This window comes from Proteus terrae, assembly GCF_003144325.1.
Lineage (GTDB): Bacteria > Pseudomonadota > Gammaproteobacteria > Enterobacterales > Enterobacteriaceae > Proteus > Proteus terrae.
In genome coordinates this window covers 398,744-424,019 of sequence record NZ_PENS01000001.1, presented here as the reverse complement: position 1 = coordinate 424,019, position 25,276 = coordinate 398,744, and the positions used below count along the sequence as shown (strand labels likewise).

Here is a 25,276-nt window from a genome sequence, read left to right as displayed (position 1 = left end):
TTCTTATGTTAATTCTTTTTTTATAAAAAAATTAGAGTTAAATATATTAATCGTAAATTTAATAACATATATTATCTCTTTATTGGTTGGTGTTATTTTAAGTGCCGGGATTATCTCCGTTGCACCGACAACTCCAAAATATGCCTCTATTGCCAATAATGCGTTAGGCATTTATTTAATTCATCCCATCATTTGCTTTATCCTCTTACAAGGAATAGTTTTTTTCCATTTATCACTTACATTTCCAATGGTATTAGCTCTCACTGTTATCACTATTAGCCTGTCATTATTATTGGCATCAATTAAGATGATTCATTGGTTTATTAGTCCTACTTTTAATGCTCGATAGCTAAATCAACAAAAGAGAAGAAAATTGAAGTGGAATAATCATTTTGATACAAAATTGTCTTTTATTTCCTAAAAGAAACAAGACTAATTTTAGCTAAGTTCTAATTATAAAACAAAAAGAGCTTCCTATTTAATAGGAAGCTCCAATATAAAATGATGTTTTATTCAGAATGAGCTATTTACCAGTTATAGTTATAACCAATTTGCCCACCTATTTGTTGGTAATCATGTGAACCTTTTTGAACATTAAAATGAATAAATAAGCTTGATGAGTCATTCACATTTCCTTGTAAGCCTATTTTTAATTCACCAACATTTTTACCGATGTCACTACTTTCTTTGTCACCATTTAAAACTACTTCATTATCCATTCCGTTGTATAACCAGTTAGCTTCAACAAATGGTAACAACCCATTTGGTTGCTGTTTATTACCATAAAAACGAGCACCTAATCGAGTTTGAACACCTTCACTCTTATTATGACTAAAACGAGTGTTGTTATGATCAGTAAAGTCATCCGCATCAATATAATTATACGTTAACTGTACATGTGGCTTGAATACCCATTTATTGACATCATTTTCTTCAACAATAAAGGAATACCCTCCTTCTGTAGACACCGCAAAACCATAGCTATCATATTTTTTATCTTGGTTTTTCTGAGCCTGTCCTTTTAGTTTATTGTTGTAATGGGCAAAATGTCCCCAAACATCAACATAAGGGCCATTATCTTTTTCTGGCATCCAACTATAATACGCCCCAAGTTGCACACCTTTTACATCACCCTCAGCCTTTGTTCCTGTTAAGCGGGAACGGTTTTCTACATCGCTGTATCCATAACCAACATAAGCACCAGCGACTCGACCTTTTTCTTCATTGCGGTAGAAATCGGCTCCTATTTGTAACAAGGTACTATCAATCTGGAGCTCTTGAGTATCACGAATATGATCGGTTTTAACCTGATTGTAATTAATTCTAGCCCATACTGTTTGATCTGGAGCTTGAACATTATCACGTCTATCTAGAATATTTTGATTAAACATATTCGCCGCTGCGTATTGGTTACCTAGATAAGCCCCTACGTTTGGGTTAGGTGTTTTTTCATCAGTTTTTTTCAATTGATTACGTAAGTAATAACCATCATTGACCCCAGATGCATCCCCATCATATAACAAGTATTCATATCGACCATAAGTGACGGGCCCTGCTAATTCAAATGCATCCGCATCTTGCGTTCCTAATGTTTTAACAAGTTGAATTCCATTTTCTTTAGTGGCGATCTCTTTACTTCCAGAAGCAATGACGATGTCAATTTTAGTAGAGTCATTACCTTTTTTCAGGTTATCAACCACTAAAACATCACTACGGCTTTCTTGGCCACCTTCATTCAAGGTTGTAGCCATTTTTAGGGTTCCGCCATTGGTTGTGAAAGTTCCATTTCCATTTTGCCCTGCGACTTGGCCACCACTGATCACAAAACTATTACCTGATAACCCTGCACCTGTTAAATCAAGTACACCACTATGATTGAATTCCTTAACGCCTAATAATTGTCCATGCACAATTCCAGAATCTGCACTACTTAATGTGCCATGAGGAACATATTCCCCTGTAGTATCGCTGTTAATACCATCAACGGCTAAAAGTTTAATCGTGCCAGTATTATTGATAGTGCCATTATTAAAGTGAGAAATAGCAACATTTTTAGTTTCATTATTTTGATTACGAACTAAAAAGGTTCCTGTGTTTTCTAAATTAAGTGCAGTTTTATTATTGGCGTTCACAACACCTTGGAGAGTGCCACTATTAGTTAGAGATAATTGACTATTTGCATCAGAGCCAATCACATTAATCGCTTTATCACTTTTTGCACTAATAAAACCGGCATTATTGATAACATAATTACCAGTGCCACCATTCTCTACCTCAAAATGAACACCAGCATCGTTACCACCTTTAACTGTGGCTCCTTGGTTTATATTGACCGAACCTTCTTTAACTGTTTTTAAGAAAACAGCAGAGTTCCCTTGTGTTGCATCGATATTTGCTTTACTTCCAATAAGAATATCAGCACTACGAGCAACCTCTGTATTTGTACCGCCCCCAGCTACAATTCCATGAGATTGCTGATTTTTTGCATTATTTTCAACAGTGATATCTCCAGCTAAATGCTGAATAGTAATATTACCTGTTCTTGAAATACCTTCGATACCATGACCTGAAACTTCTTGCTTACTATCTGCCTTGTTTTTTGCAGAAATATTTCCGCTATTTGTGATTAACACATCACCTTGACTGTAAATACCTACTGCCGAGCTATTTTCAGATGTTAATGAACCGCTGTTATTTACTTCAACAGCTGAATTTCCAAGTGCATTAATATAGATATTTCTTGCTTCAATACCTTTTGTTGAAATATTTCCTGAGTTAGTGAGGTTGATTTTTCCATCACCTTCCTGTGTTACACGGATAGCTGCCGCAGAATTATTACTGCCCGTTCTTGCTCCCGTTGTTGAAATATTCGAACTATTATTAATAACTAACGTATTATCAGCAGCGGATTTATTATTTACAAAAATTCCATGGGAAGTATCACCACTTGTTGTAATGTCCCCTTTAGATGACTGAACTTGGATATCTCCACCTTGGGTATCCAAATAGATGCCATGGGAGAAGCTTCCTTTGATTACAGCATCCCCTTCATTATTAACGAGTACTTTTCCTGCATTTTTTTTGATTAAAGTAATCCCACTAGAATAATTTCCCAGTGTCTCTAATTTCCCGGAGTTACTAATTTGGTTCACACTATCTTTTTTAGCTTGAACATTATCTTGCTGTGAATGAATAGCACTTGATGCTGTTCCATTCGTTGTGATATTTCCTGTATTACTTATAAGGATATTACCTATCCCAGCGTTATTTGTATAAATACCATTATTCATATCACCTTTTGCTAGCGTATTAATATTCCCTTTGTTATCAATAACAATATCACCGCTTGCAGTTTGGCTATCGAACAGAGCATGTATACCTATCGCACCTCGGCCATTATCATTATCTTTACTTCCTGTTGTGATATTTGTTGCATTATTTGTTATACGAATATCACCTGTGGCATTTTTACCTTTTTGGTTACCAAAAAGGGCATAATTATATTCAACGTTACCCTCTGAATTTTTGCTAACAATATTTCCAGAATTAGTTTCTATGGTGATATCCCCTGCAGATGTATCACTTAAATTCACTAAGTGAACGCCATCCGCATTGAAGCCATCCAATGAAATATCTGTATTATTTAATGTAGCAAGCAGGTTACCTTTATCTGATTTGGATTTAATATAAACTGCAGTAGAGCCATAATCGCCACTAATACCTGATAATTTACTATCGCTAACATTAATATTAACATCGCCAGACTGGATATTATCTTGCTCAGCATAGACATGATATGCAATTTCATTATCATTAGTGGCTAAAGAGTCATTAATCATAATGTTTGATTTTTTCACATCAATATTTATTTTTTGTGAGGCACCGTCTGCATCACTTTTGGCATATATACCATGACTTGCTAGTCCATTTGTGGATATATTCCCCGAGTGTTCAATCTTTATATCACCCACATCTTTATTTTCAGCAAAAATACCAAAAGCATGGTTACCATTTGTTTTCAGGTTTCCAGTGTTTTTTATTGAAATATTTCCTGTCGATGTCGCATTATCAATAATTGCTTCAATCGCATGCTTACCATTACCTATTTTATCTATTGTAATGTTATTGGTAATATTAACATTACTAATTTTAGATGTGTTAACTACCTGTTGGTTTTTCCCTGAAATATTTAATGGAACTTCGTTTTCAACTGCAAAAGAGGTTGAAACTGGTAATATACTAATTAGTGCTACAGTCAAAAGAGATTTTTTTTTGGTACAAGATATGCTTTTTTTGTTACCTTTAGCTAATTCAGAAACAACAATAAAGCAATTACTTGCCATGCACCAAATTAATTTATAAATATGGTTCATTAACACATCCTAATTAAATGATATTTTTGATTTGATTTTATAATGGAGTTTGATTGAAATCTTAACTACTCGTATTTAGTGTAAAATATTGGAAAATAAAAAACAAACCCCATAAAAAAATACGTTTTGTGATATTACTCACACATACTCTTACTTTTTTGATGATATTGTGATTTTTAAGTTAAATTAATCTAAGTTTTCGTTAAATTAATATTGCTAGCTTTAAGATAATTTGTTTTTTTTTGATAAAATTAAAAACAAAAAAATAAAATAAAATCCTTATAAAATATAAAAAAAGACTAAATATAATTAATTAAAAAAACACAAATAAAAATAAAAAATAACAACAAAATCAATAGGTAGTGTCTTTTGTTATAAGTACTGCTACCTTTGTTAATAAATAAATAAATAAATAAATAAAATAAAATGGGAGGTTTAGTCTGAAAAATAAAAGCAAAAAATAGAGTGGGATTACAGAGTGTAAAAGTTTTAAATATCATAATTAAGCATTTGAGAACAATCTCAAAAAAAATAATTTATTTAAGATTATTCTTGCTTGTTTTCGGGTTATGAATTTAATTCAGTGGAGAGTTTATAAGATTAATTATCGGAAAATGATAATTGAAGAATGCAAATAAGAATATCGGAATATTTATTTAGTGTAAGTGTTTCTTATTTAGATGGTCTTTATATGAGTGTTTTATATTAAATATACGACTAGGTGTTTTTTGTTCAAACGTAAGGACGAAGTATAAAGTGCTATTTATAATTATTTGATAGAGATAAACATTGCCTTTTATTAAAGAAATGTTTATCTAAATAGAATGTTGATGCTAGAATTAAAAATAATTCAATTTAAGATTGAGTCTTACCTATATAACTCAATTTCCATTGTTTTATTTGGCTTTTGGGGTTAATTAATGTGAATTTATAGTGTTCAAAATGAGAAAGTACTTTTTTAAATTCAACCGTCGCTTTATCTAAACCCCATGATTTAGGGAAGTAAAAACCATCAAAAGAAATATTTTCTAATCTTGCAATAAATTGATGGATAAACTCATCAAATCCCCCATAAGTTAGCGCGATTTTTCCACTCCAATTAATGTGATAAGTGTTATTTTGTTGACGCTGGAAGTGAATTTGATGATTTTTACACTCATCATGTCCTAATAAATAAATACTGAATGCGGAGATTTCTGTTGGCTCATCCTCATCCTCAGAATGATTTATTTGTGGTGCAGTATCAAGATTAAATTGGTGCGTGATAAAATTGTCGAAATCAAAAGGAACTTCGCCTGAATTCAGTAAAATGCCTTTTTCATCTGACCAAAATGTTGAAGAGAGAGTGCAACGATGATAATTATCCCAGACAATTCTAGATTGCCAATCAACGAGGCTGGTATATTCTTCCTCGTCATCTAACTCATCTTCGTCTATATCATCAAGATAATCCTCACCTTCACTTAAATAGTAACTGGCACTTCTAAGATGCAGATCAAACCAAAGTTGGCCATGTTTATCTAATCGCCCAGACCAGACAAATTCTTCAATGTTATGAGGTTTAGGGTAAGCGCTATCAATAAATGTAATGGTACGTGAAGGTGTTGTCATGATTATCGTCTTGTTGGTATCGGATTTTTATCACGTATCTAGAGTGATAGAAATTAGCGAAGTTATGATAAAAATAAGGTAAAGATAAAATACCATAAATGGAGCGATAAAATAGAAATCAAATCAAAGAGGATAGAATGTTAACAGCATTAAATCAGTGGCTACCAATACCTTTATGTCTGATAGAGCGAGGAGAAGACAAGGAATGGCCACTTATTGATAATCGATACACCTTTCCTCAAGACTATATTGAATTTGTCACGCAATATGGTTCAGGACACATAGCCAATTTTATTACGTTATTTAATCCATTTAGTGAGAATGAACATCTTAATTTTTTTCAACAAAAAGAGGCAATCCTTAAGGATTTTGATTCGTTAATACAGGCTGATCCTGATTATTATACTTTTCATCTGTACCCTAAAAATAATGGGCTTTTGCCTATTGGAGAGACAGATAATGGAGATATTCTGTTTTGGGTTGTTTCATCCAATGATAGCAGTTTATGGACAATAGCAATTATTCCATCCAGAGCCTCTGAAGTAGAATTTATTGCAGAAAATCTGACAGGATTTTTAGAAGGTGTGCTATCAAAACGAATTCGTTGTCAGTCATTTCCAGCAGGGTTCCCATCAGAGAATATAACGTTCATTTCAAACAACTGAAGGGTTATTTGCCTATGGGTAATTGAGTTACTAGGTATGTCGTGGCAAGCCCGAAAAGGATGGAGATGCTAAAGCTAATAAGCGTACCTAACATAACATATTCTGTTAGTTTTTTATCTTGGTCATTCTGTAACTCACCAAATCTAAATATAGATTTGGCTGCTAATAAAAAACCAATTGCTGCAAATTGGTTTAAAAGAATGAATGTTAAAATAAGTATTCTTTCCAAATAACCAATAGATTGACCAGCAGAAACGAGTGTTGAGCCTTCTTCTGCGACAGGTGTCCATTTCTTGAGTAACATATAAATAAGGATGGAAATTGGCTTTAAAATAATGATGTAGGCAAGAATAACAATCAAATATTTATAGTTAATATTTTTAAAACTAAGATCATGGAATATTTGAATATTTTGATCAATTAATATTATCCATAAAAAGGTAATTACGAATAAATGAAGAACTTGATCAGTAATAAACCATTTTAAAGAGTTATCAGTATAGGATTTTCCAAGATCGAAAAGATAATGTGTTATTAATACAATTACACTGTAAATGAAAATAGAACCAAAACTTATCTCTGTCATTAAAACTAGAATAATAAAGGTTATCCCACCTTGTAGTAGTGAGTGCAAGTAAAGCTCTTTAGATTTGTAATGTAGAGTATTTCGCGCCTCTATCCATGCTTTAGGTTGTAAATAAAAATCAAAAGCAATATGAGCAATATAGAGAGAAATAAGAAGTGCGAAATTATACATATCAATAAGCCTTGTTAATTAAATAATTAAAGTATTGAATATATTCATCTATTAACTGGTAGTGGCTAGCATTTAATAATCTAGTAATATTACTTCTCGATTTTTTTAATTCATCAGCGATAGCATAGTGAGATTTATCTTTATTGACCATGTATTTAAGTAAAACTTGCGCTTGTGCTCGAGTAATTTCTTTGAGTTGTACATTTAAATACTTAGTGACTAAGGTAATGTTTTGTTGAAAATCTGAGCTAGATGCCGATATTGTCAAAATTTCACCTTTCATTTTATCGAGCCCTTCGCCAGATAAAATAAAGGCTTCACCAATTGAAGTTCTTACATCATTACGCAATGAGTCAATTTTGCCGATGCCAATACTTTGACGAGCACTGATTTCTAGATTTGACGTTTTTAGTGCCAATTGGATGACGATGGCGGCTTTGATAGCATCTTCTGCTTGTAAGCAAACAATCTGGAAAGAATCGCCGCGGTATCGATCATATTTAATTGGTAACTGTTCTGAGAGTAGCTGAACTGTTTGCTCCAAAGTGTAGAGCATAAGATCATAGCTTTGGATGGGGATATTTTTAGAATCAATGATATCGCCTGTAATGACACTTACGATGTCTTTATTCATCTTTTGGCTCTTATTATTTGATGGGATAAATATCATGTTACCATATTTGGTAACGCAGCAGTATGTTACCATATTTGGTAACATGTTTATTAGCTTTATAGAGAAAGTGTGAAAAATAAGCAACAAAAAAGCCTTTCCTGGAAAACCAGAAAAGGCTTTTTATAAAAATAGACCTAACTGACTAGGATCAGTTCATGCCGTATTTTTTCAGTTTCTTACGCAGTGTGCCGCGGTTAATGCCCATCATTTGCGCCGCACGCGTTTGGTTGCCACGGGTGTACTGCATTACCATGTCCAACAATGGCTGTTCAACTTCAGCCAATACTAGCTCATATAAGTCATTAACGTCTTGACCGTTTAATTGAGCAAAATAGTTCTTCAGTGCTTGTTTAACTGAGTCACGTAAAGGTTTTTGGGTCACCTGATCTTGTGAATTTACGGTGGCAACTGTTAGTACGTCTGAATTTACGCGTTGTTCGAACATAGTTCTGTCAGCTCTTTTATTTATTTACGCAAAAAATTTTCGAAATATGCTTCCAACGCCTCCAGCTGTTCGCTGGCATCCTCTATGGCGTTGAAGGAGCGCCGAAACTGGTCATCAGGGGCATGTTCCTTGAGATACCAAGAGACATGCTTGCGTGCAATGCGAGTTCCTTTGCCTTGACCGTAAAAGTCGTGCAACTCACGCACATGCTTTTGCATTATTTGTTGTACCTCTGCAATCGGCAGAGGGGGCAACAGTTCACCTGTGTCCAGATAGTGCTGGATTTCCCGAAAGATCCAGGGTCTTCCCTGAGCAGCGCGACCGATCATTAAAGCATCGGCTCCAGTGTAGTCTAATACTGCTCTGGCTTTTAGCGGGTCTGTTATGTCTCCATTCGCAATAATGGGAATAGAAACACTCTGCTTAACTGTCCGAATACTGTCGTATTCGGCTTCCCCTTTGAACAAACACTCGCGTGTACGTCCATGAATAGTGAGAGCCTGAATACCACAACGTTCAGCCAATTTGGCAATCTCTACACAGTTACGTTCATCAGGTGACCAGCCAGTACGGATCTTGAGAGTAACAGGAACATCTACCGCGTTAACCACAGCAGAGAGGATCTCTGCGACAAGGTCGGGATGACGAAGTAGTGCTGAACCGGCTAGCTTTTTATTCACCTTTTTTGCAGGGCAACCCATGTTAATGTCGATAATTTGAGCGCCACTATCTGCGTTTATTTTCGCAGCTGCCGCCATATCAACGGGATCACTTCCTGCAATTTGTACGGAGCGGATCCCCAATTCATCACTATGTACCATTCGTAATCGAGACTTGTCTGTCTGCCAAACCTGAGGATTGGAAGAAAGCATTTCAGAAACTGTCATACCCGCACCCATATCATAGCAAAGCGACCGAAAAGGTCGGTCTGTAACGCCAGCCATGGGAGCCGCGATAAGGCAATTTTTTAACTGATACTGTCCGATTCGCATAGATGAAAAGAGGGCCAAACTGTGACTGCAAGGGCGCGTATATTACGCATTTTTTGCCAGATATGAAAGGACAAAGTTTAACCAAATTGCGAAAAAAAGTTACTTTTTTACACTTGATTTTTTATGAATTGATTATTTAATCAATAAAAACATGATGTTATATGTTTTTAGAAAATTAAAAATTGATGATATAGAATTGATAAACAAGTGAAACTAAGTAGAGTTTATCAGGCAAAAATGTGATTAATGCCTGATAAACAATAATTAAGTGAAATTTTAACGCAATAAGATTATCTCATTTTGGTTAATATTTGTTCGGCGTTATTTTTTCATACCGGTAATACGACACCACTCTTCTTTTTCAGCAACAGGATCTAAGTTAAATAATCCTTCATAGGCAGCAGCTACACCTTCTGCTTGTGTCGCTAACACACCTGAAAGACCTAGATGTCCACCTTGGCGAGGCAGTGTGCTGATAATAGGTGCTAGTTCACGCAATGGGCCTGCTAAAATATTGGCGACTACAACATCAGCGCTGAGGTTATCAGGCTGGTCTTTTGCAAGATACAGTGTGAGTGCATCAGAAACACCATTACGCTGTGCATTATCACGACTTGCTTGGATAGCTTGAGGATCGATATCAATACCAATCGCTTTTGCTGCACCCAGTTTTAATGCCGCAATAGCTAAAATGCCAGAGCCACAACCGAAGTCGATAACCGTTTTACCCGCTAAATCCAAACTATCAAGCCACTGAAGGCATAATGAGGTGGTAGGGTGGGTACCTGTACCAAATGCAAGACCAGGGTCTAGCATGACGTTAACGGCGTTAGGGTCAGGCACTTCACGCCAGCTTGGGCAAATCCATAAACGCTCTCCAAAACGCATCGGGTGGAAATTATCCATCCATTCACGTTCCCAATCTTTATCTTCGAGTTGTTCAATTTTGTGCAGGAAACCTTGACCGAGTAATGGCGTATTTTCTAACATCGCCACAACGATTTTCATGTCAGTTTCTGCATCATATAAACCGATAACGTCAGTATCACCCCAAAGACGAGTTTCACCCGGTAAAGGTTCAAAAATAGGGGTATCGTGACTATCTTGGAAAGTCACTGAAACGGCACCGCTTTCAACCAATTCATCACCAATAGCTTCTGCATTAGCGGCGGTTGCATTAAGTCTTAATTGTATCCAAGGCATAATTAGTCTCTTTAAAAACGAATTCACTGTAATGATGCTGATTGAGGCAGAGTATGCTCTCCAAATCGATTAGCCACAAGAAATGCGACTAAGCTCAATAACAGTGATGGAACAATGGGGTGGAATCCAGCTATCTGGATATTAAATGTTGCAAGGGTAGCGTAGAGTGTGGCGCCTGTGATCATGCCCGCAATCGCACCATAACGGTTGGCTTTTTCCCAATAAAGCCCAAGAACTAAAGGCCATAAGAAAACCGCTTGTAGGCCACCAAAAGCAAGTAAGTTAAGCCAAATAATCATCGATGGTGGGTTCCATGCTGCAAACAGCAGTAATACACCTAAAATCAAGGTCGAAAGGCTTGATAAACGAGAAATACGTTTCTCATTAGTGATCGCATGCGGGGCGATATTGAGATAGAGATCTTTGACTAACGTTGCTGATGATTGTAACAGTTGCGCATTAATCGTCGACATAATGGCAGCCATTGGCGCCGCAAGAAAAATACCAGCTGCCATAGGTGGTAATACTTCAACCATCAGTGTTGGAATAACTTGATCAGGAACTGTCAGATCAGGAATGATCGCCCGGCCTAATGCGCCAGCAAAGTGCATACCAAACATCAGTAATGACATCACAATGGTACCAATGATAATCCCTTTATGCATGGCTTTACTGTCTTTGTAAGAGATGCAACGTACCGCAGTATGTGGCAAGCCGATAACACCAAAACAGACCAGTACCCAAAATGAAGCCATAAATGGGCCACTTAAAATACCATCCGCCCCTTGGGGAGATGTTAACGCAGGATCGATGGCATTGAGTTTTTGTATCGCAATATCTAATCCTCCTGCTTTATAGATGATGGCAAACAGGAGAATAAAAGTACCAAGCAACATCACAAGGCCTTGTAAGGCATCGTTTAATACACTGGCTCTAAATCCACCAATTGCAGTGTACAACGCAATGGAGATCCCAAAGATCAGTAAGCCGAATTCATAAGGAATGCCTGCCGCAGTTTCTAATAAGCGCGCTCCACCAATAAATTGCACTGTCATAGCGCCGACAAAAGCGACTAATAGACTTAAACTGGCAAACCAGACTAGAAAACGGCTTTTGTAACGCGCATAGAGCATATCGTTTAAGGTTACGGCATTATAACGGCGCGCTAAAATGGCAAATTTTTTCCCTAAAACACCCAGAGAGAGCCAAATAGCGGGAAGTTGGATCATCGAAAGTAATACCCAACCGATACCGTATTTATAGGCAGCACCTGGCCCACCAATAAAGGAGCTGGCACTGACATAAGTTGCAGTGATAGTCATGGCTAGCACGAAGCCACCCATTGAGCGGTTACCAAGAAAATATTCGTTAAGAAACTCACCTTTTTCGCGCTTACGATAAGCATAAGCCGATAACAGAAAGACCAGCAGAAGGTAGCCAATCAGTGGCACTATGACCTCAGTTTGCATCGTCATGCTCATCTCCTAACGGCATATCTTTGAAAAAGTAGCGCACCATCAGATAGCACAACAGAAAAAACAAAACAGGTAGGAATAAGCATGAAAGCTCAAACCAAAGAGGTAAACCAGTAATGCCTAGTGTGTTATCAGGTAAATAGCCGGTAATTAACCAACCCAACAAATACATAAAAGTTAAAATTAGGGCCCAAAGGGCTTCTTTGTGGGCCTGAACAAAACGTTTGTCCATCTGTTCTCCCAATCTTAATAGGGTTAAAAATGATGGGAGGATTGTACGGGAAAGTGAGTATTGATTCAGTGAAAATTAATCACAAAGTCGTGAGAGGATATTAAAAATAGATTATCTTATTGTTTTAAAAGGATTAGTGACCATTTTCTATTAAGAGAATAATAGAATAGAGATAGATTTATATATTAATCAACAAATAAATTGTTGAAATAATCGCCATAAGCAGGGTGTTTAATATAATAGAAATAGGATAAAAGAAGAGCAGACACTAAAATAAATTAATCAAAAGTGGTGCTCTTCTTTGTTTTACTCATCTCATAAATTAAAAATTAAAGGGCATTTTTTATTCTTTCTAAACCTTCTTTAATAATGGTGCGAGGGCAAGCAAGATTAATACGAATATAGTTATCACCATTACTTACAAACATATTTCCACCTTCTAATAGAATGCCTGTTTTATTAGCAAAATAGAGTGAAAGCTGTTGGTTATCGACATCTTCAGGTAAATAATTTGCCAAATTAATCCATGCTAAATAGGTTGAATCAGGTATTTTAAAGTTTGCTTTTGGAAAATGAATCTGAGTAAATTCTTGTACTAATTTAAAATTATCATCAAGATAGTTTCTTAGTTCTTTTAACCATTCATCACATTGAGAATAAGCGGCTTTTGTGGCAACTAAACTTAATGGTGAAATAAAGTCATCATAAAGACGAAGCCACTCTTTTTTTACTTCTTCATCTTTAATAAAGATATGAGACATTAGATTACCTGCAAGGTTAAATGTCTTGCTTGGAGCCATGCAGGTGACAATTTTCTCATAATGAGGAAAGAGTTTAGCAATAGGAGTATGCGTCACACCGTTACGTAATAAATCACAATGTATTTCATCTGATATCATCCAAATATCATTTTCAATACAGAGTTTCCCCATCTTAATTAGCTCTTCTTCTGTCCATACTTTACCTGTTGGATTTTGAGGGTTACATAAAATAAAGAGCTTAATATTAAGAGACTTATCTTTAATTTTGCGTTCCATATCAGCAAAATCGACAGCGTACTCACCGTCTTCTTCTAATAAATCAGAGTAGAGCACTTGGCGAGAGTTATAATCTCCCGCTTGTTTAAAGGGTGTATAAGAAGGCGTTTGAATCAGGATGCTTTCATCTTCTTTTATTAATAAAGGCACTAGGCGATTTAACGCAGGAATAATACCCGGTGATAATACGATTTCACGCGGATCAATTTCCCAATCATAATGTCTGTGGCACCAGTCTTTAAATATTTGGTAATACTCATCATCATACACTTTGGTATAACCTAATATTTTTCTATCAAGGCGTGCTTTAATGGCATCAAGAACTTCAGGTGGAGTAGAGAAGTCCATATCTGCAACCCACATTCTAATAAACTCATTATCAGTAAAGGCAAATTGCGCGTCTTTATCTGTTTTAAAAATATACTGGCGCCAACCATCATAATTTAAAGCATCGGTATCTTTTCTATCTATAATTTCATCAAAGTTATATTTCATGGTAAGCCTTTAATACGTCTAATTTAATTAAATAAATTTTAAGAAAGGGGAAATACAAAGCAGGATGCCTGTAAAGATAATTAAATACAGTGATCCACCTTTATAGCGGTGCAATGAAGGTACTTTGTAAACTAAATAAGCAGGAATAAGACAACCTACAATCCCGAAGATAGGGCTACATATTGAAGTGAACATCAATACTGGGAGATTAAGAACAATAGCTCCCCACGCAATAACGATAGTGAAAATAACAATACAGAGCGAGAGGACTTTCTGATTGATTTTTTCTGCGGGAATAATACGAGTAAGAGCATTCATGACTAAGCCTTGTACTGCTTCTTTAAAGCCAAGATAAACACCAAAGAATGCTGTCATTAATGCAAAGATGTTGAGTGCCACACCGACGGGAGTCACGTATTTAGCTGCATCACCTTCAATAAATTGCGCTGCGATCGCTAGTGCAGAAATATTCTGCTCATAGGCTTTAACCGCTTCATCATGTCCAATGGCAAAGGTGAAAGAAACGGCATAGAAGAAGACAACACAAAATAGTGTACCAAAAGAGATATTCATAGCTCTTAGAGCTTTGTAGCGAGCGACTTCAATCGACTTATTTTTAGCACGATAAGAAATTACCATTGGGCTAAGGGATTGAATGAAGAGTATAGAAGTGAGCGTAAAAGGTAGGGTAATAATAGCATTTTTGATTAATAGGCTAAAAGGCGGGAAGGTATCGATATTTTTCGACAGATCCCACATGCTGATCATCATGACACCTAGCGCAAACACAACCAATAATTTAGATAACACCATAAAGCTTGAGATTTTAAATAATAACTCTTCACTTCGTGATGCAATTAAAACGAGAAATGAGATAAGAATTAGGCCATAGAATGGATTTTCTGACAGTAATCCTTCTGTTATGCCAAAGGTGTGTAGGTAAGATGCTGTATCATTAGTCAGCGCTGTTGGATAAGCAAAAATCCAAATCACTAACATCAAGAAGTAAAGTAACCCTAAAAACATTCCCCAGTTTTTACCAAGATAACCTTCGATAACACTCGGGTAGTCTTTACATTCTTTAGAATCGGCAAGGGTATTAATAAACAAGCGTTGAAAGAGGTACATGGCAGGGTAACCAATAATAGAAGAGAGTAAAAATACCCATAACCCAATTAAGCCAACTTGTACGGGTAAAAAAACAATACCTGCACCAATTGCCATACCGATACTGATAATAATCCACCCCATATCGGTATTATCAAATCGAGTTAATTTTTTCCATTCTTCTTTTGAGAGAGAGGCCCTATCAACTTTTTGTTCTAATAAGGTCATACATGTAATCCCATGTGAAAGTAAAATTTATAGTATTTGTTTTGTTAAGTTTATTTTTGGAACATGATTTCTAATCATTTTGTATTAGCTGAATAACGATACTTCGAAAATTATTTTAGCAATTAGTGTGATTAATTATTTCTCCATATTGGAAGTTAGATGGACTTATTTATTAATAAAATTCGCTAAAATTGAGTTATGAATTAATTATCTTTGATAAAAACGTTATTTTGATTAATGTCACAGAGGTGCGAATAGAATGGATCTTGACAAAACGGATATGGGGATCCTTAAGCTGTTACAGGAAGAAGGGCGATTAAATAATGCGGAAATTGCTAAGCGTGTTTTTTTATCTCCTCCGGCTTGTTGGAAGCGACTTAAGGCATTAGAAAAGGGAGTGATAAAGAGTTATCGAGCGATAATTGAACCTAAGCATTTAGGGTTTAATTTTTATGCATTTATGAACATCACGTTAGATCTGCATTCTGAAGATAATATGGCGCATTTTGAACAAGAAATAATGAAAATTGATAATGTGATTTCTTGTCATAATATCTCAGGCCGATACGACTATATGTTGCAACTGGTTGTTAAAGATATGGAAGATTTTCACAACGTTTCAATGATGAAAGTGCGTGCTATTGGTAATATTAAAGAGATGAACACCAGTTTTAGTATTCGAGAAATAAAACCTTTTAAAGGGTTTCCTATTAAATAAATACCTATCAGAAAACCTGCAATAAAAAAGGCATAGTTAATTAACTATGCCTTTTCTTGTTAAGTGAGAAAGATTATTTCTCAGCTAAACCTAAACGTTTTTCAAGGTAGTGAATGTTGGTACCACCTTTTTGGAATTGCTCATCATTCATAATGAACTGGTGTAGTTCAATATTGGTTTTAATACCATCAATGATAAGTTCCGCCAACGCATTCTTCATGCGAGAGATCGCGATTTCGCGTGTTTCACCGTAAGTGATCAATTTACCAATCATTGAATCATAGTGAGGTGGAACAGTATAACCTGCGTAAATATGCGATTCCCAACGCACGCCAAACCCACCAGGTGAGTGGAAGCGAGTGATCGTACCAGGGCTTGGCATGAAGGTTTTTGGATCTTCTGCGTTGATACGACATTCAATTGCATGACCATGAACGTTAATTTGATCTTGCGTTACTGATAAAGGTAAGCCAGATGCAATGCGTAACTGTTCTTTGATTAAGTCGATGCCAGTGATCATTTCTGTTACTGGATGTTCAACCTGAATTCGGGTGTTCATCTCAATAAAGTAGAATTCACCATTTTCATACAGGAATTCGAATGTACCTGCACCACGATAGCCGATTTCAATACATGCGTTCGCACAGCGTTCGCCGATATTTTTACGGATTTCAGGGGTAATACCCGGTGCTGGAGCTTCTTCAACCACTTTTTGGTGACGACGTTGCATTGAGCAATCACGTTCAGCCAAATAGATTGCATTACCTTGACCATCAGCCATAACTTGAATTTCAACATGACGTGGGTTTTCAAGGTATTTTTCCATGTATACCATGTCGTTGCTAAATGCTGCTTTTGCTTCCGCACGCGTCATTGTAATGGATTGTTCTAGATCTTTTTCAGAACGAACAACACGCATACCGCGTCCACCACCGCCACCAGAGGCTTTGATGATAACTGGGTAGCCAATACGTTTAGCAATTTCAATATTTTTTGCAGTGTCGTTACCTAAAGGACCATCTGATCCTGGTACACAAGGAACACCCGCTTTTTTCATCGCTTCGATAGCAGAAACTTTGTCACCCATTAGGCGGATGGTTTCAGCTTTTGGACCGATAAAAATAAAGCCTGAGCGTTCAACTTGCTCTGCGAAATCAGCATTTTCAGACAGGAAACCGTATCCTGGATGAATGGCTTGTGCGCCACTGATCTCAGCCGCTGCAATAATTGCAGGGATATTTAGGTAACTTTTTGCTGAAGCAGCGGGACCAATACAGATAGTCTCGTCTGCCAGCAGAACGTGTTTTAAATCACGGTCTGCCGTGGAGTGAACAGCAACTGCTTTGATCCCAAGCTCTTTACATGCTCTTAGGATACGCAGTGCTATCTCACCACGGTTGGCAATGAGGATTTTTTCTAGCATGGACCTGCCTCGTTATTCGATAACAAAGAGTGGAGCGTCAAACTCAACGTTGTCGCCGTCTTGGCAAAGGATAGATTTAACAACACCCGCTTTGTCAGATTCAATCTGGTTCATCATTTTCATTGCTTCAACGATGCACAGAGTATCGCCTACATTGACTTGCTGACCGACTTCAACAAATTTCTTAGCTTCAGGGCTTGGTGAGCGGTAGAACGTTCCGACCATTGGTGAACGTACAACGTGACCGCTGATTTCTTGCGCTGGTGTAGCCGCTGGTGTTTCTGGGGCTACAGGCGCAACTGCATTTGCTAATGCAGGTTGTGGTGCCACTGGTGCCGCAAAATATTGCTGAGGAGCCATTTGACCCTGAAGACCAGAGTTACGACTAATACGTACTGACTCTTCACCTTCAGAGATTTCCAGTTCAGAAATGCCAGACTCTTCGACTAGCTCGATCAGTTTTTTAATTTTACGAATATCCATGAGTTGATTCCGTACTCTTTTTGATGTTTTTTATTAAGACAAGCGGCTGACCGCTGCCTGTAAAGCAAACCGATAACCTTCTGCACCTAATCCACAGATTACGCCTGTTGCGATATCAGAGAGATATGAATGGTGACGGAAAGGCTCCCGACTGTAGACATTGGATAGGTGAATTTCAATAAATGGAATATCTACCCCTAATAATGCATCACGCAGTGCAACACTGGTATGCGTGAAAGCTGCAGGGTTGATTAATATATAATCGACATTACCCCGAGCTGCATGAATTTTATTTATCAGCTCAAATTCAGCGTTAGACTGAAAATGACTGAGTTTCACATTTAATGCCTGAGCATCTGCTGACAAACTTTGAACGATATCATCCAGAGTTAAGTGTCCGTAGGTTTCCGGCTCTCTTGTTCCAAGCAGGTTTAGATTCGGACCATTCAGGAGCAAAATATGAAAATTTTCCGACATTATGCTTCTATCTCCGTCAATTCGTCAACGAAATGACAAAATAACCTGTGCTTTTCGTTTTGTCATCTTTTATTGTATCCAATGCTACGATACATATCACAAAGTCCGACATTATAGACATTTCACAGAAGATAACAGCAAAATACTGGTCTAATCAGGGAATGAAGGGTTTATTTTGATGAAAAGTTAAAAGTTTTTACAAGATTGTAAATGCGAGAAAGCAAAATAAACAGGTGATTAAAAAATAATCATAACACCACGTTATTTATTGATGTCACTGGAAATCTAAGCTTCTTTGAGATTAATCATCAATATATATCATAAATGTGATCTACGTCACAACTTGATATCTCTACTACACACAAAGAAGCTTATTCTGGCACTAAATAAGGTGAATTAATGCCAGAAATAAGCAGATAAAAACCAAAAATTTATAGTTTTACTAAGGTTCGACCTGTTACCTGATTATCCATAATCATTTGGGCATAACGAGGAACCTCATCAAGCGTAATTTCAGTCGTCGCTTGTCGATAGAACGTTTCTGGCAGTAATTTTAACAGGCGTTGCCAAACTTGAGCGCGTTTTTCTGCTGGGAAATAAACCGAATCGACGCCTTGTAAGCGAACATTGCGTAAAATAAAAGGCATGACTGTCGTTGGTAAAGAGAAACCACCCGCTAATCCACAAGCCGCTACTGTTCCGTTATAGTTTGTTTGTGACAGAATATTGGCAAGAATTTGCCCACCTACGGTATCAATTGCACCCGCCCAGCGCTGTTTATCTAAAGCTCTACCCGCAGGTTCAAATTCTTCACGAGTGATAATATTTTTGGCACCAAGTTTGCGTAAATAGTCATGATTACTTGCTCTGCCACTTAGTGCGGTAACTTGATAACCTAATGCTGTTAGTAAACTAATGGCGGTACTTCCGACACCACCGCTGGCTCCAGTGACTAAAATATCACCACTTTCAGGAGTGACACCGCCTTGTTCTAATGCCATTACACAAAGCATGGCAGTAAAACCCGCAGTCCCAATTGTCATGGCATTTTTTAAAGAGAGTCCTTCTGGTACTACAGTTAGCCAATCACCTTTTACACCAGCTTTTTGTGCAAGACCACCCCAGTGACTTTCACCTACACCCCAGCCAGTTAATAAAACATGTTGACCAATATGAAAGCGAGGATCTTCGGTGTGATGAACAACACCTGAAAAATCGATACCCGGTACCATTGGGAATTGGCGCAGTATTTTTCCTTTTCCTGTGATCGCGAGTCCATCTTTATAGTTAAGCGTTGAGTAATGGATATCGACAATAACCTCATGAATAGGAAGTTTTTTTTCATCAACACTCTGTACGCTGGCACTGAGCTTGTTGTCATATTGTTCTACTAATAATGCTTTCATCTTGACCCCTCATCGATTTCTATTTGTGTCATGATAGGTTATTTTTTAGACCTCGTCGTGATTGTGCACAATATCTATTGTAATAATGAGACAAATAATCCTTTTTTAGTGTATAAACGGGGGTTCTACGTTTATTGGTGCAGAGATTATTCTGAGTTTTATATCTTGGTTATTAGATAACACCGTTAATGGTTTACGATTGGATAAAAATTAGCATTTCTTTTTATTGCTCGAAATAAAGATAATGTGTTGCCTTAGAAGTATTCGAGGTGGGTACTCTGGTTGTTATCTCAGTCAAATTTTGCCGGTGAAACACCATTTAATATCAATAGAGTGATTGTGCTTATTCAAATGAATAAATTTTATTTGAACTTGCAACGAGACTTTTGAGTCACAGTTTGGCAACGAAGTGAGATTTTTCTTTATTGATGTGAGCGTTGTTTGTATTGTTACATAACTTAAATATGAACAGCGTAGGATCGAAATTATGCGTTAATCGTTCTAATTAGCCCATTTTTATGCAGTTTTTTTCTGCTCCAATTGGGAAAAGTAACGTAGAATATTGTGCCTTTAAGATTATTTACGTGTCCACTTTAATTTAAGTAGTGAATCGCGCCTTGTCGCTGCTTATTGTGGTTGATAGAGTAGACGGATTTTTCCGTCCCGGCTTGCAGGATTATCCTTTCGTATGTTTAAAAAATTTCGTGGCATGTTTTCCAACGATTTGTCTATTGACTTGGGTACCGCCAATACCCTTATTTATGTCAAAGGACAGGGTATTGTTCTCGATGAACCCTCCGTTGTCGCTATTCGTCAAGATCGCGCTGGCACATCAAAAAGTGTTGCAGCTGTAGGGCATGAAGCCAAACAGATGTTAGGGCGTACACCTGGGAATATCGCTGCCATCCGTCCAATGAAAGACGGTGTGATTGCTGATTTTTATGTAACCGAAAAAATGCTTCAGCACTTCATAAAACAGGTTCATAACAATAGCTTTATGCGTCCAAGTCCTCGTGTATTAGTTTGTGTACCCGTTGGGGCAACTCAAGTAGAACGCAGAGCTATTCGTGAATCAGCATTAAGTGCAGGTGCTCGCGAAGTGTTCTTAATTGAAGAACCTATGTCTGCGGCAATCGGTGCAGGTTTGCCTGTTTCTGAAGCAACTGGCTCAATGGTGGTTGATATTGGTGGTGGTACAACAGAAGTTGCTGTGATTTCATTAAACGGTGTCGTTTACTCTTCTTCTGTTCGTATCGGTGGTGACCGTTTTGATGAAGCTATCATTAACTATGTGCGTCGTAACTATGGCTCACTGATTGGTGAAGCAACCGCAGAACGTATCAAACACGATATCGGTTCAGCTTACCCTTCTGATGAAGTCAATGAGATTGAAGTTCGTGGTCGTAACCTTGCAGAAGGTGTACCTCGTAGCTTTACATTAAATTCTAATGAAATTCTTGAAGCCTTACAGGAACCATTAACAGGTATCGTAAGTGCAGTCATGGTTGCATTAGAACAATGCCCGCCAGAATTGGCTTCTGATATTTCAGAGCGCGGCATGGTATTAACTGGTGGTGGTGCGTTATTACGTAACCTAGACCGTTTATTAATGGAAGAAACAGGTATTCCTGTGATTGTTGCTGAAGATCCACTGACTTGTGTTGCTCGTGGTGGTGGTAAAGCATTAGAAATGATCGATATGCACGGTGGCGATCTGTTTAGCGAAGATTGAGATTAATTCTAACAAGGGAGAATGGATTCCCCCTTGGTGAGAATATTAACGCCTGTTCTTTTACTTCTCCGTGTGAGTGATCTTAGAGTTTATGAAGCCAATTTTTAGTCGGGGCCCTTCCCTGCAACTAAGATTAATAATCGCCGTGGTTGTCGCTATTTCTTTATTGATTGCTGATAATCGTATTGGTGCATTTTCTAAAGTCCGCCAGTATCTTGATACTGCTGTTAGTCCCTTCTATTTTCTTGCAAATGGCCCTCGCCGTTTCCTTGATCAAATTTCAGAAACATTTGCCACTCGTGAGCGTTTACAATTTGAGAATCAGGCGTTAAGAAAAGAGTTGTTAGTTCGCAGCGGAGAAAGTCAATTACTTGAACAATTTAAACAAGAGAATGCCCGTTTACGAGAATTACTTGGTTCACCATTACGCCAAAATGAACAAATGACAGTGACGCAAGTGCTGTCTGGTAATAGTACGCCTTATCGAGATCAAGTGGTTATTGATAAAGGCACCAATGATGGTGTCTATGAAGGACAACCTGTTATTAGTGATAAGGGTGTTGTAGGACAAGTTATTGCCGTAAGTGAGCTTACGAGTCGTGTCCTATTAATATGTGACACTTCTCATGCATTACCGGTACAAGTTTTGCGTAACGATATTCGAGTTATAGCTTCTGGTGCAGGTTGTGCTGATGATTTATTGTTAGAAGCATTACCCGCCAATATTGATATTCGTGTAGGCGATGTTTTAGTGACATCAGGATTGGGCGGTCGTTTCCCAGAAGGGTATCCTGTTGGTGTAGTATCTTCCGTTAAAGTAGATAATCAACGAGCTTATTCCGTGATTAATGTTCGTCCATCAGCAGAGCTACAGCGTTTACGCTATTTACTTTTATTATGGAATGCTTCAGATAAAACAGGGGAGCCCCCTCTTCCTTCAGAGGTTTATCACGCAGCCAATGAGCGTTTAATGCAATTGATGCCTCAAGTATTACCTAATTATGAACAAGCAGGGCCACCGCTTCCTCGTTCTATGTCTCAAGAGCCGTTAGACAATACGGCTGAAGGAACTAACGGAATCACGGCACCAGCAACAACGCCTGCTGCAACAAATACACCAGCTAATACCAATAGAAGTAGGTAGACACGATGAATCCATATCAAAGTCGTGGACGTTGGGTTGTTTGGCTCTCTTTTCTTGTCGCATTGGTTTTACAAATTATGCCGTGGCCAGAACAGTTAGCAGTATATAGACCTATTTGGCCCATGTTATTTCTTATTTATTGGATAACAGCAATTCCTCATCGTATCAGTGTCGGAACCGCATTTGTCTTGGGGATGGTTATGGACTTAGTCCAAGGAACGACCTTAGGTGTCAATGCACTGGCCTATACTTTAGTGAGTTATGTCATCGCCTTTAAATATCAGCTTTTTTGTAATTTAGCGTTATGGCAACAAGCCTTAGTGGTGATGTTCAGTGTTGTCGTTGTTGATCTTGCTGTATTTTGGGCGGAATTTTTACTTTCACCAGTGACTTTTCACCCTCAAGTATTCTGGAATAGCCCAGTCAGTGGTATTCTTTGGCCATGGCTTTATTTTTTGCTTCGCAAAATCCGTCACCAGTTTTTAGTTCACTAAGTTATTGGATCATGGCGGTCACTTTTGCGTTACCGTCATGAGGACATTATTTGTGACCACGCTTTACCTTGCTTCCAGCTCGCCAAGGAGACGTGAACTTCTCGCGTTATTAGATATTGAATTTAGTATTATCACGCCAGCAATTGATGAAATTTGGCAACAAGGTGAAAAGCCAGAAGAGTATGTTCTTCGTTTGGCAAAAGAAAAATCACAAGAAGGTGTAAGGCAAGCACCTCATGATTATCCCGTATTGGGCTCTGATACTATTGTGGTTCATGATGGTCATATTCTTGAAAAACCTCGTGATAAAACCCATGCCGCGCAAATTCTACGTTCACTTTCAGGCGCAACTCATCAAGTGATGACAGCAATTGCTATCTCTAATAGAACACGGACATTGAGCCAATTAGTCGTCACACACGTCACTTTTAGAGAGATGACAGAGAGTGAGATTAGCGCGTATATTGAGTCAGGAGAGCCAATGGATAAAGCTGGCGCTTACGGTATTCAAGGAAAAGGAGGCCGTTTTGTTCAACGGATTGAGGGAAGTTATCATGCTGTTGTCGGATTGCCTCTTGTTGAAACCGAAGCGTTGATAACTCAATTTTCGTCTCTAGCTAATGAGAAGGAGATTTCATGACAGCTGAGTTATTAGTGAATGTGACGCCATCTGAAACTCGTGTTGCTTATATTCGTGGAGGCATACTTCAAGAAATACATGTCGAAAGAGAAGCTAAACGAGGTATCGTCGGAAACATCTATAAAGGTCGGGTAAGTCGCGTATTACCCGGGATGCAAGCTGCATTTATTGACATCGGGCTGGATAAAGCCGCTTTTCTACATGCTTCTGATATTATGCCTCACACTGAATGTATTGCGGGTGAAGAGCAGAAAAAATTTAATGTTCGTGATATTGCACAACTGGTGCATCAAGGACAAGACTTAATTGTACAAGTGGTTAAAGATCCTTTAGGAACTAAAGGTGCTCGCCTTACCACTGATATTACATTGCCTTCTCGTTATTTAGTCTTTATGCCTGGTGCATCTCATGTGGGTGTTTCTCAGCGAATTGATAGTGAAGAAGAGCGTGAGCGCTTAAAACAACTCGTTGAAGAGTATTGTGATGAAAATGGCGGTTTTATCATTCGCACAGCCGCTGAAGGTGTTGGCGAGAATGAAATTAAGCAAGATGCCGCTTTTCTTAAACGCTTATGGAATAAAATTATTGAGCGTAAGAAAAGAAATAAAACCCGCATTCAAATTTATGGCGAACTGGCTTTAGCACAGCGTATTTTACGCGATTTTGCAGGTTCTGAATTAGATAGCATACGAGTTGATTCTAAATTAACTTACAATCAACTACAGGAATTTATTGGTGAATATATTCCTGAATTAACCGCTAAACTTGAATTACACCAAGGCAATCAGCCTATTTTTGATCTCTATGGTGTAGAAAGTGAAATTCAACGGGCTTTAGAGCGCAAAGTTGAATTGAAATCAGGTGGTTATCTAATTATCGATCAAACTGAAGCAATGACCACTATTGATATCAATACAGGGGCATTTGTTGGTCATAGAAATTTAGAAGAAACGATTTTTAATACTAATATTGAAGCAAGCCAAGCCATTGCTCGTCAATTACGGTTACGTAATTTAGGCGGTATCATCATTATTGACTTTATTGATATGAATAATGATGAGCATAAACGCAGAGTATTGGCATCACTTGAACAAGCACTAAGTAAAGATAGAGTGAAAACAACGATTAATGGCTTCTCTCAACTTGGCTTAGTCGAAATGACACGTAAAAGAACTCGAGAAAGTCTCGAACATGTTCTTTGTGATGACTGCCCAACTTGCCAAGGGCGAGGTACGGTAAAATCAGTTGAAACGGTTTGTTATGAGATTTTACGTGAAATAGTGCGCGTACATAAAACTATTGATGCAGATCGCTTCTTGGTTTACGCCTCTTCAGCAGTGGCAGATACCTTAAAAGGTGATGAGTCACATGCATTAGCAGAGGTTGAAATTTTTGTCGGTAAACAAGTGAAAGTGCAAACTGAGCTACTCTATAGTCAGGAGCAATTTGATGTGGTGATGATGTAA

The 25,276-nt window shown here is 37.6% G+C and carries 23 protein-coding genes; 7 read left to right on the top strand and 16 right to left on the bottom strand.

Features of this window, described 5'->3' with window-relative positions:
* Window positions 1-3: 3 nt before the first annotated feature.
* From DK857_RS19310 to DK857_RS01790, 3 genes are all read right to left on the bottom strand, one after another.
* Window positions 4-171, bottom strand: a complete 168-nt coding sequence (locus tag DK857_RS19310; protein WP_227003102.1) for a hypothetical protein — start codon at window positions 169-171, stop codon at window positions 4-6.
* Window positions 172-527: 356 nt separating this feature from the next.
* The gene (locus DK857_RS01795; RefSeq protein WP_109401384.1) at window positions 528-4,373 is read right to left on the bottom strand and encodes an autotransporter outer membrane beta-barrel domain-containing protein; all 3,846 of its coding nucleotides are present in this window, start codon (window positions 4,371-4,373) and stop codon (window positions 528-530) included.
* A gap of 855 nt (window positions 4,374-5,228) precedes the next feature.
* Entirely contained in the window at window positions 5,229-5,984 is a 756-nt protein-coding gene (locus tag DK857_RS01790) for a hypothetical protein (RefSeq protein ID WP_109401370.1), read from the bottom strand.
* Between the two features lie 137 nt (window positions 5,985-6,121).
* On the opposite strand from DK857_RS01790, the gene DK857_RS01785 reads away from it, so the two are divergent.
* Window positions 6,122-6,649 (top strand): SMI1/KNR4 family protein, encoded by a 528-nt coding sequence (locus DK857_RS01785; RefSeq protein WP_109401369.1) that lies wholly within the window; start codon window positions 6,122-6,124, stop codon window positions 6,647-6,649.
* A 4-nt stretch (window positions 6,650-6,653) separates the two neighbouring features.
* On the opposite strand, the gene DK857_RS01780 is transcribed toward DK857_RS01785, so the two are convergent.
* From DK857_RS01780 to DK857_RS01740, 9 genes are all read right to left on the bottom strand, one after another.
* Complete coding sequence (locus DK857_RS01780; protein WP_109401368.1) at window positions 6,654-7,406, bottom strand: DUF3307 domain-containing protein; 753 nt, start codon at window positions 7,404-7,406, stop codon at window positions 6,654-6,656.
* A 1-nt stretch (window position 7,407) separates the two neighbouring features.
* Window positions 7,408-8,040, bottom strand: a complete 633-nt coding sequence (locus tag DK857_RS01775) for a hypothetical protein (protein ID WP_109393108.1) — start codon at window positions 8,038-8,040, stop codon at window positions 7,408-7,410.
* A gap of 187 nt (window positions 8,041-8,227) precedes the next feature.
* The gene (fis, locus tag DK857_RS01770; protein ID WP_004245342.1) at window positions 8,228-8,524 is read right to left on the bottom strand and encodes a DNA-binding transcriptional regulator Fis; all 297 of its coding nucleotides are present in this window, start codon (window positions 8,522-8,524) and stop codon (window positions 8,228-8,230) included.
* 20 nt (window positions 8,525-8,544) lie between these two features.
* Window positions 8,545-9,516 carry a tRNA dihydrouridine synthase DusB gene (gene dusB, locus DK857_RS01765; RefSeq protein WP_069368388.1) on the bottom strand — a complete coding sequence of 324 codons (972 nt, stop codon included), beginning with the start codon at window positions 9,514-9,516 and terminating at the stop codon, window positions 8,545-8,547.
* A 321-nt stretch (window positions 9,517-9,837) separates the two neighbouring features.
* Window positions 9,838-10,719 (bottom strand): 50S ribosomal protein L11 methyltransferase, encoded by an 882-nt coding sequence (gene prmA, locus DK857_RS01760; RefSeq protein WP_109393125.1) that lies wholly within the window; start codon window positions 10,717-10,719, stop codon window positions 9,838-9,840.
* Between the two features lie 23 nt (window positions 10,720-10,742).
* Entirely contained in the window at window positions 10,743-12,188 is a 1,446-nt protein-coding gene (gene panF / locus DK857_RS01755) for a sodium/pantothenate symporter (RefSeq protein ID WP_109393379.1), read from the bottom strand.
* Window positions 12,178-12,426, bottom strand: a complete 249-nt coding sequence (locus tag DK857_RS01750) for a YhdT family protein (RefSeq protein ID WP_075671499.1) — start codon at window positions 12,424-12,426, stop codon at window positions 12,178-12,180. The genes panF and DK857_RS01750 overlap by 11 nt, the downstream gene beginning before the upstream one ends.
* 329 nt (window positions 12,427-12,755) lie before the next feature.
* A complete protein-coding gene (locus tag DK857_RS01745; protein ID WP_109393126.1) occupies window positions 12,756-13,958 on the bottom strand; it encodes a MalY/PatB family protein in 1,203 nt (400 codons plus the stop codon).
* Window positions 13,959-13,985: 27 nt separating this feature from the next.
* Window positions 13,986-15,209, bottom strand: a complete 1,224-nt coding sequence (locus tag DK857_RS01740; RefSeq protein WP_375804074.1) for an aromatic amino acid transport family protein — start codon at window positions 15,207-15,209, stop codon at window positions 13,986-13,988.
* A gap of 343 nt (window positions 15,210-15,552) precedes the next feature.
* Here DK857_RS01740 and DK857_RS01735 point away from each other — a divergent pair, with 343 nt between their 5' ends.
* Window positions 15,553-16,011: an Lrp/AsnC family transcriptional regulator gene (locus DK857_RS01735; RefSeq protein WP_098941222.1), complete on the top strand. Its 459-nt coding sequence runs from the start codon at window positions 15,553-15,555 to the stop codon at window positions 16,009-16,011.
* A gap of 73 nt (window positions 16,012-16,084) precedes the next feature.
* Here the strand turns inward: DK857_RS01735 and accC are convergent, their stop codons facing one another.
* From accC to acuI, 4 genes are all read right to left on the bottom strand, one after another.
* Window positions 16,085-17,434 carry an acetyl-CoA carboxylase biotin carboxylase subunit gene (gene accC / locus DK857_RS01730; protein WP_075671491.1) on the bottom strand — a complete coding sequence of 450 codons (1,350 nt, stop codon included), beginning with the start codon at window positions 17,432-17,434 and terminating at the stop codon, window positions 16,085-16,087.
* Between the two features lie 12 nt (window positions 17,435-17,446).
* On the bottom strand, window positions 17,447-17,917 hold the full coding sequence (gene accB / locus DK857_RS01725) for an acetyl-CoA carboxylase biotin carboxyl carrier protein (protein ID WP_075671489.1): 471 nt from the start codon (window positions 17,915-17,917) through the stop codon (window positions 17,447-17,449).
* 33 nt (window positions 17,918-17,950) lie between these two features.
* Window positions 17,951-18,394 (bottom strand): type II 3-dehydroquinate dehydratase, encoded by a 444-nt coding sequence (gene aroQ / locus DK857_RS01720; protein ID WP_075671487.1) that lies wholly within the window; start codon window positions 18,392-18,394, stop codon window positions 17,951-17,953.
* Window positions 18,395-18,825: 431 nt separating this feature from the next.
* Entirely contained in the window at window positions 18,826-19,800 is a 975-nt protein-coding gene (gene acuI, locus DK857_RS01715) for an acrylyl-CoA reductase (NADPH) (RefSeq protein ID WP_109393128.1), read from the bottom strand.
* 688 nt (window positions 19,801-20,488) lie between these two features.
* On the opposite strand from acuI, the gene mreB reads away from it, so the two are divergent.
* From mreB to rng, 5 genes are all read left to right on the top strand, one after another.
* Window positions 20,489-21,532: a rod shape-determining protein MreB gene (mreB, locus tag DK857_RS01710; RefSeq protein WP_023582893.1), complete on the top strand. Its 1,044-nt coding sequence runs from the start codon at window positions 20,489-20,491 to the stop codon at window positions 21,530-21,532.
* A 91-nt stretch (window positions 21,533-21,623) separates the two neighbouring features.
* Window positions 21,624-22,676, top strand: a complete 1,053-nt coding sequence (gene mreC / locus DK857_RS01705; protein WP_109393129.1) for a rod shape-determining protein MreC — start codon at window positions 21,624-21,626, stop codon at window positions 22,674-22,676.
* Between the two features lie 5 nt (window positions 22,677-22,681).
* Window positions 22,682-23,170: a rod shape-determining protein MreD gene (mreD, locus tag DK857_RS01700; protein ID WP_109393130.1), complete on the top strand. Its 489-nt coding sequence runs from the start codon at window positions 22,682-22,684 to the stop codon at window positions 23,168-23,170.
* Window positions 23,171-23,222: 52 nt separating this feature from the next.
* Window positions 23,223-23,810, top strand: a complete 588-nt coding sequence (locus tag DK857_RS01695) for a Maf family protein (protein WP_109401366.1) — start codon at window positions 23,223-23,225, stop codon at window positions 23,808-23,810.
* Window positions 23,807-25,276, top strand: coding sequence for a ribonuclease G (rng, locus tag DK857_RS01690; protein ID WP_088493817.1), 1,470 nt, complete (start codon window positions 23,807-23,809; stop codon window positions 25,274-25,276). The genes DK857_RS01695 and rng overlap by 4 nt, the downstream gene beginning before the upstream one ends.

Excerpts from the sequence above, each read along its gene's own strand:
- DK857_RS19310 (WP_227003102.1), bottom strand. The coding sequence starts at position 171 with ATGCCTAACGCATTATTGGCAATAGAGGCATATTTTGGAGTTGTCGGT.
- DK857_RS01795 (WP_109401384.1), bottom strand. The coding sequence starts at position 4,373 with ATGAACCATATTTATAAATTAATTTGGTGCATGGCAAGTAATTGCTTT.
- DK857_RS01790 (WP_109401370.1), bottom strand. The coding sequence starts at position 5,984 with ATGACAACACCTTCACGTACCATTACATTTATTGATAGCGCTTACCCT.
- DK857_RS01785 (WP_109401369.1), top strand. The coding sequence starts at position 6,122 with ATGTTAACAGCATTAAATCAGTGGCTACCAATACCTTTATGTCTGATA.
- DK857_RS01780 (WP_109401368.1), bottom strand. The coding sequence starts at position 7,406 with ATGTATAATTTCGCACTTCTTATTTCTCTCTATATTGCTCATATTGCT.
- DK857_RS01775 (WP_109393108.1), bottom strand. The coding sequence starts at position 8,040 with ATGAATAAAGACATCGTAAGTGTCATTACAGGCGATATCATTGATTCT.
- fis (WP_004245342.1), bottom strand. The coding sequence starts at position 8,524 with ATGTTCGAACAACGCGTAAATTCAGACGTACTAACAGTTGCCACCGTA.
- dusB (WP_069368388.1), bottom strand. The coding sequence starts at position 9,516 with ATGCGAATCGGACAGTATCAGTTAAAAAATTGCCTTATCGCGGCTCCC.
- prmA (WP_109393125.1), bottom strand. The coding sequence starts at position 10,719 with ATGCCTTGGATACAATTAAGACTTAATGCAACCGCCGCTAATGCAGAA.
- panF (WP_109393379.1), bottom strand. The coding sequence starts at position 12,188 with ATGCAAACTGAGGTCATAGTGCCACTGATTGGCTACCTTCTGCTGGTC.
- DK857_RS01750 (WP_075671499.1), bottom strand. The coding sequence starts at position 12,426 with ATGGACAAACGTTTTGTTCAGGCCCACAAAGAAGCCCTTTGGGCCCTA.
- DK857_RS01745 (WP_109393126.1), bottom strand. The coding sequence starts at position 13,958 with ATGAAATATAACTTTGATGAAATTATAGATAGAAAAGATACCGATGCT.
- DK857_RS01740 (WP_375804074.1), bottom strand. The coding sequence starts at position 15,209 with ATGGGGTGGATTATTATCAGTATCGGTATGGCAATTGGTGCAGGTATT.
- DK857_RS01735 (WP_098941222.1), top strand. The coding sequence starts at position 15,553 with ATGGATCTTGACAAAACGGATATGGGGATCCTTAAGCTGTTACAGGAA.
- accC (WP_075671491.1), bottom strand. The coding sequence starts at position 17,434 with ATGCTAGAAAAAATCCTCATTGCCAACCGTGGTGAGATAGCACTGCGT.
- accB (WP_075671489.1), bottom strand. The coding sequence starts at position 17,917 with ATGGATATTCGTAAAATTAAAAAACTGATCGAGCTAGTCGAAGAGTCT.
- aroQ (WP_075671487.1), bottom strand. The coding sequence starts at position 18,394 with ATGTCGGAAAATTTTCATATTTTGCTCCTGAATGGTCCGAATCTAAAC.
- acuI (WP_109393128.1), bottom strand. The coding sequence starts at position 19,800 with ATGAAAGCATTATTAGTAGAACAATATGACAACAAGCTCAGTGCCAGC.
- mreB (WP_023582893.1), top strand. The coding sequence starts at position 20,489 with ATGTTTAAAAAATTTCGTGGCATGTTTTCCAACGATTTGTCTATTGAC.
- mreC (WP_109393129.1), top strand. The coding sequence starts at position 21,624 with ATGAAGCCAATTTTTAGTCGGGGCCCTTCCCTGCAACTAAGATTAATA.
- mreD (WP_109393130.1), top strand. The coding sequence starts at position 22,682 with ATGAATCCATATCAAAGTCGTGGACGTTGGGTTGTTTGGCTCTCTTTT.
- rng (WP_088493817.1), top strand. The coding sequence starts at position 23,807 with ATGACAGCTGAGTTATTAGTGAATGTGACGCCATCTGAAACTCGTGTT.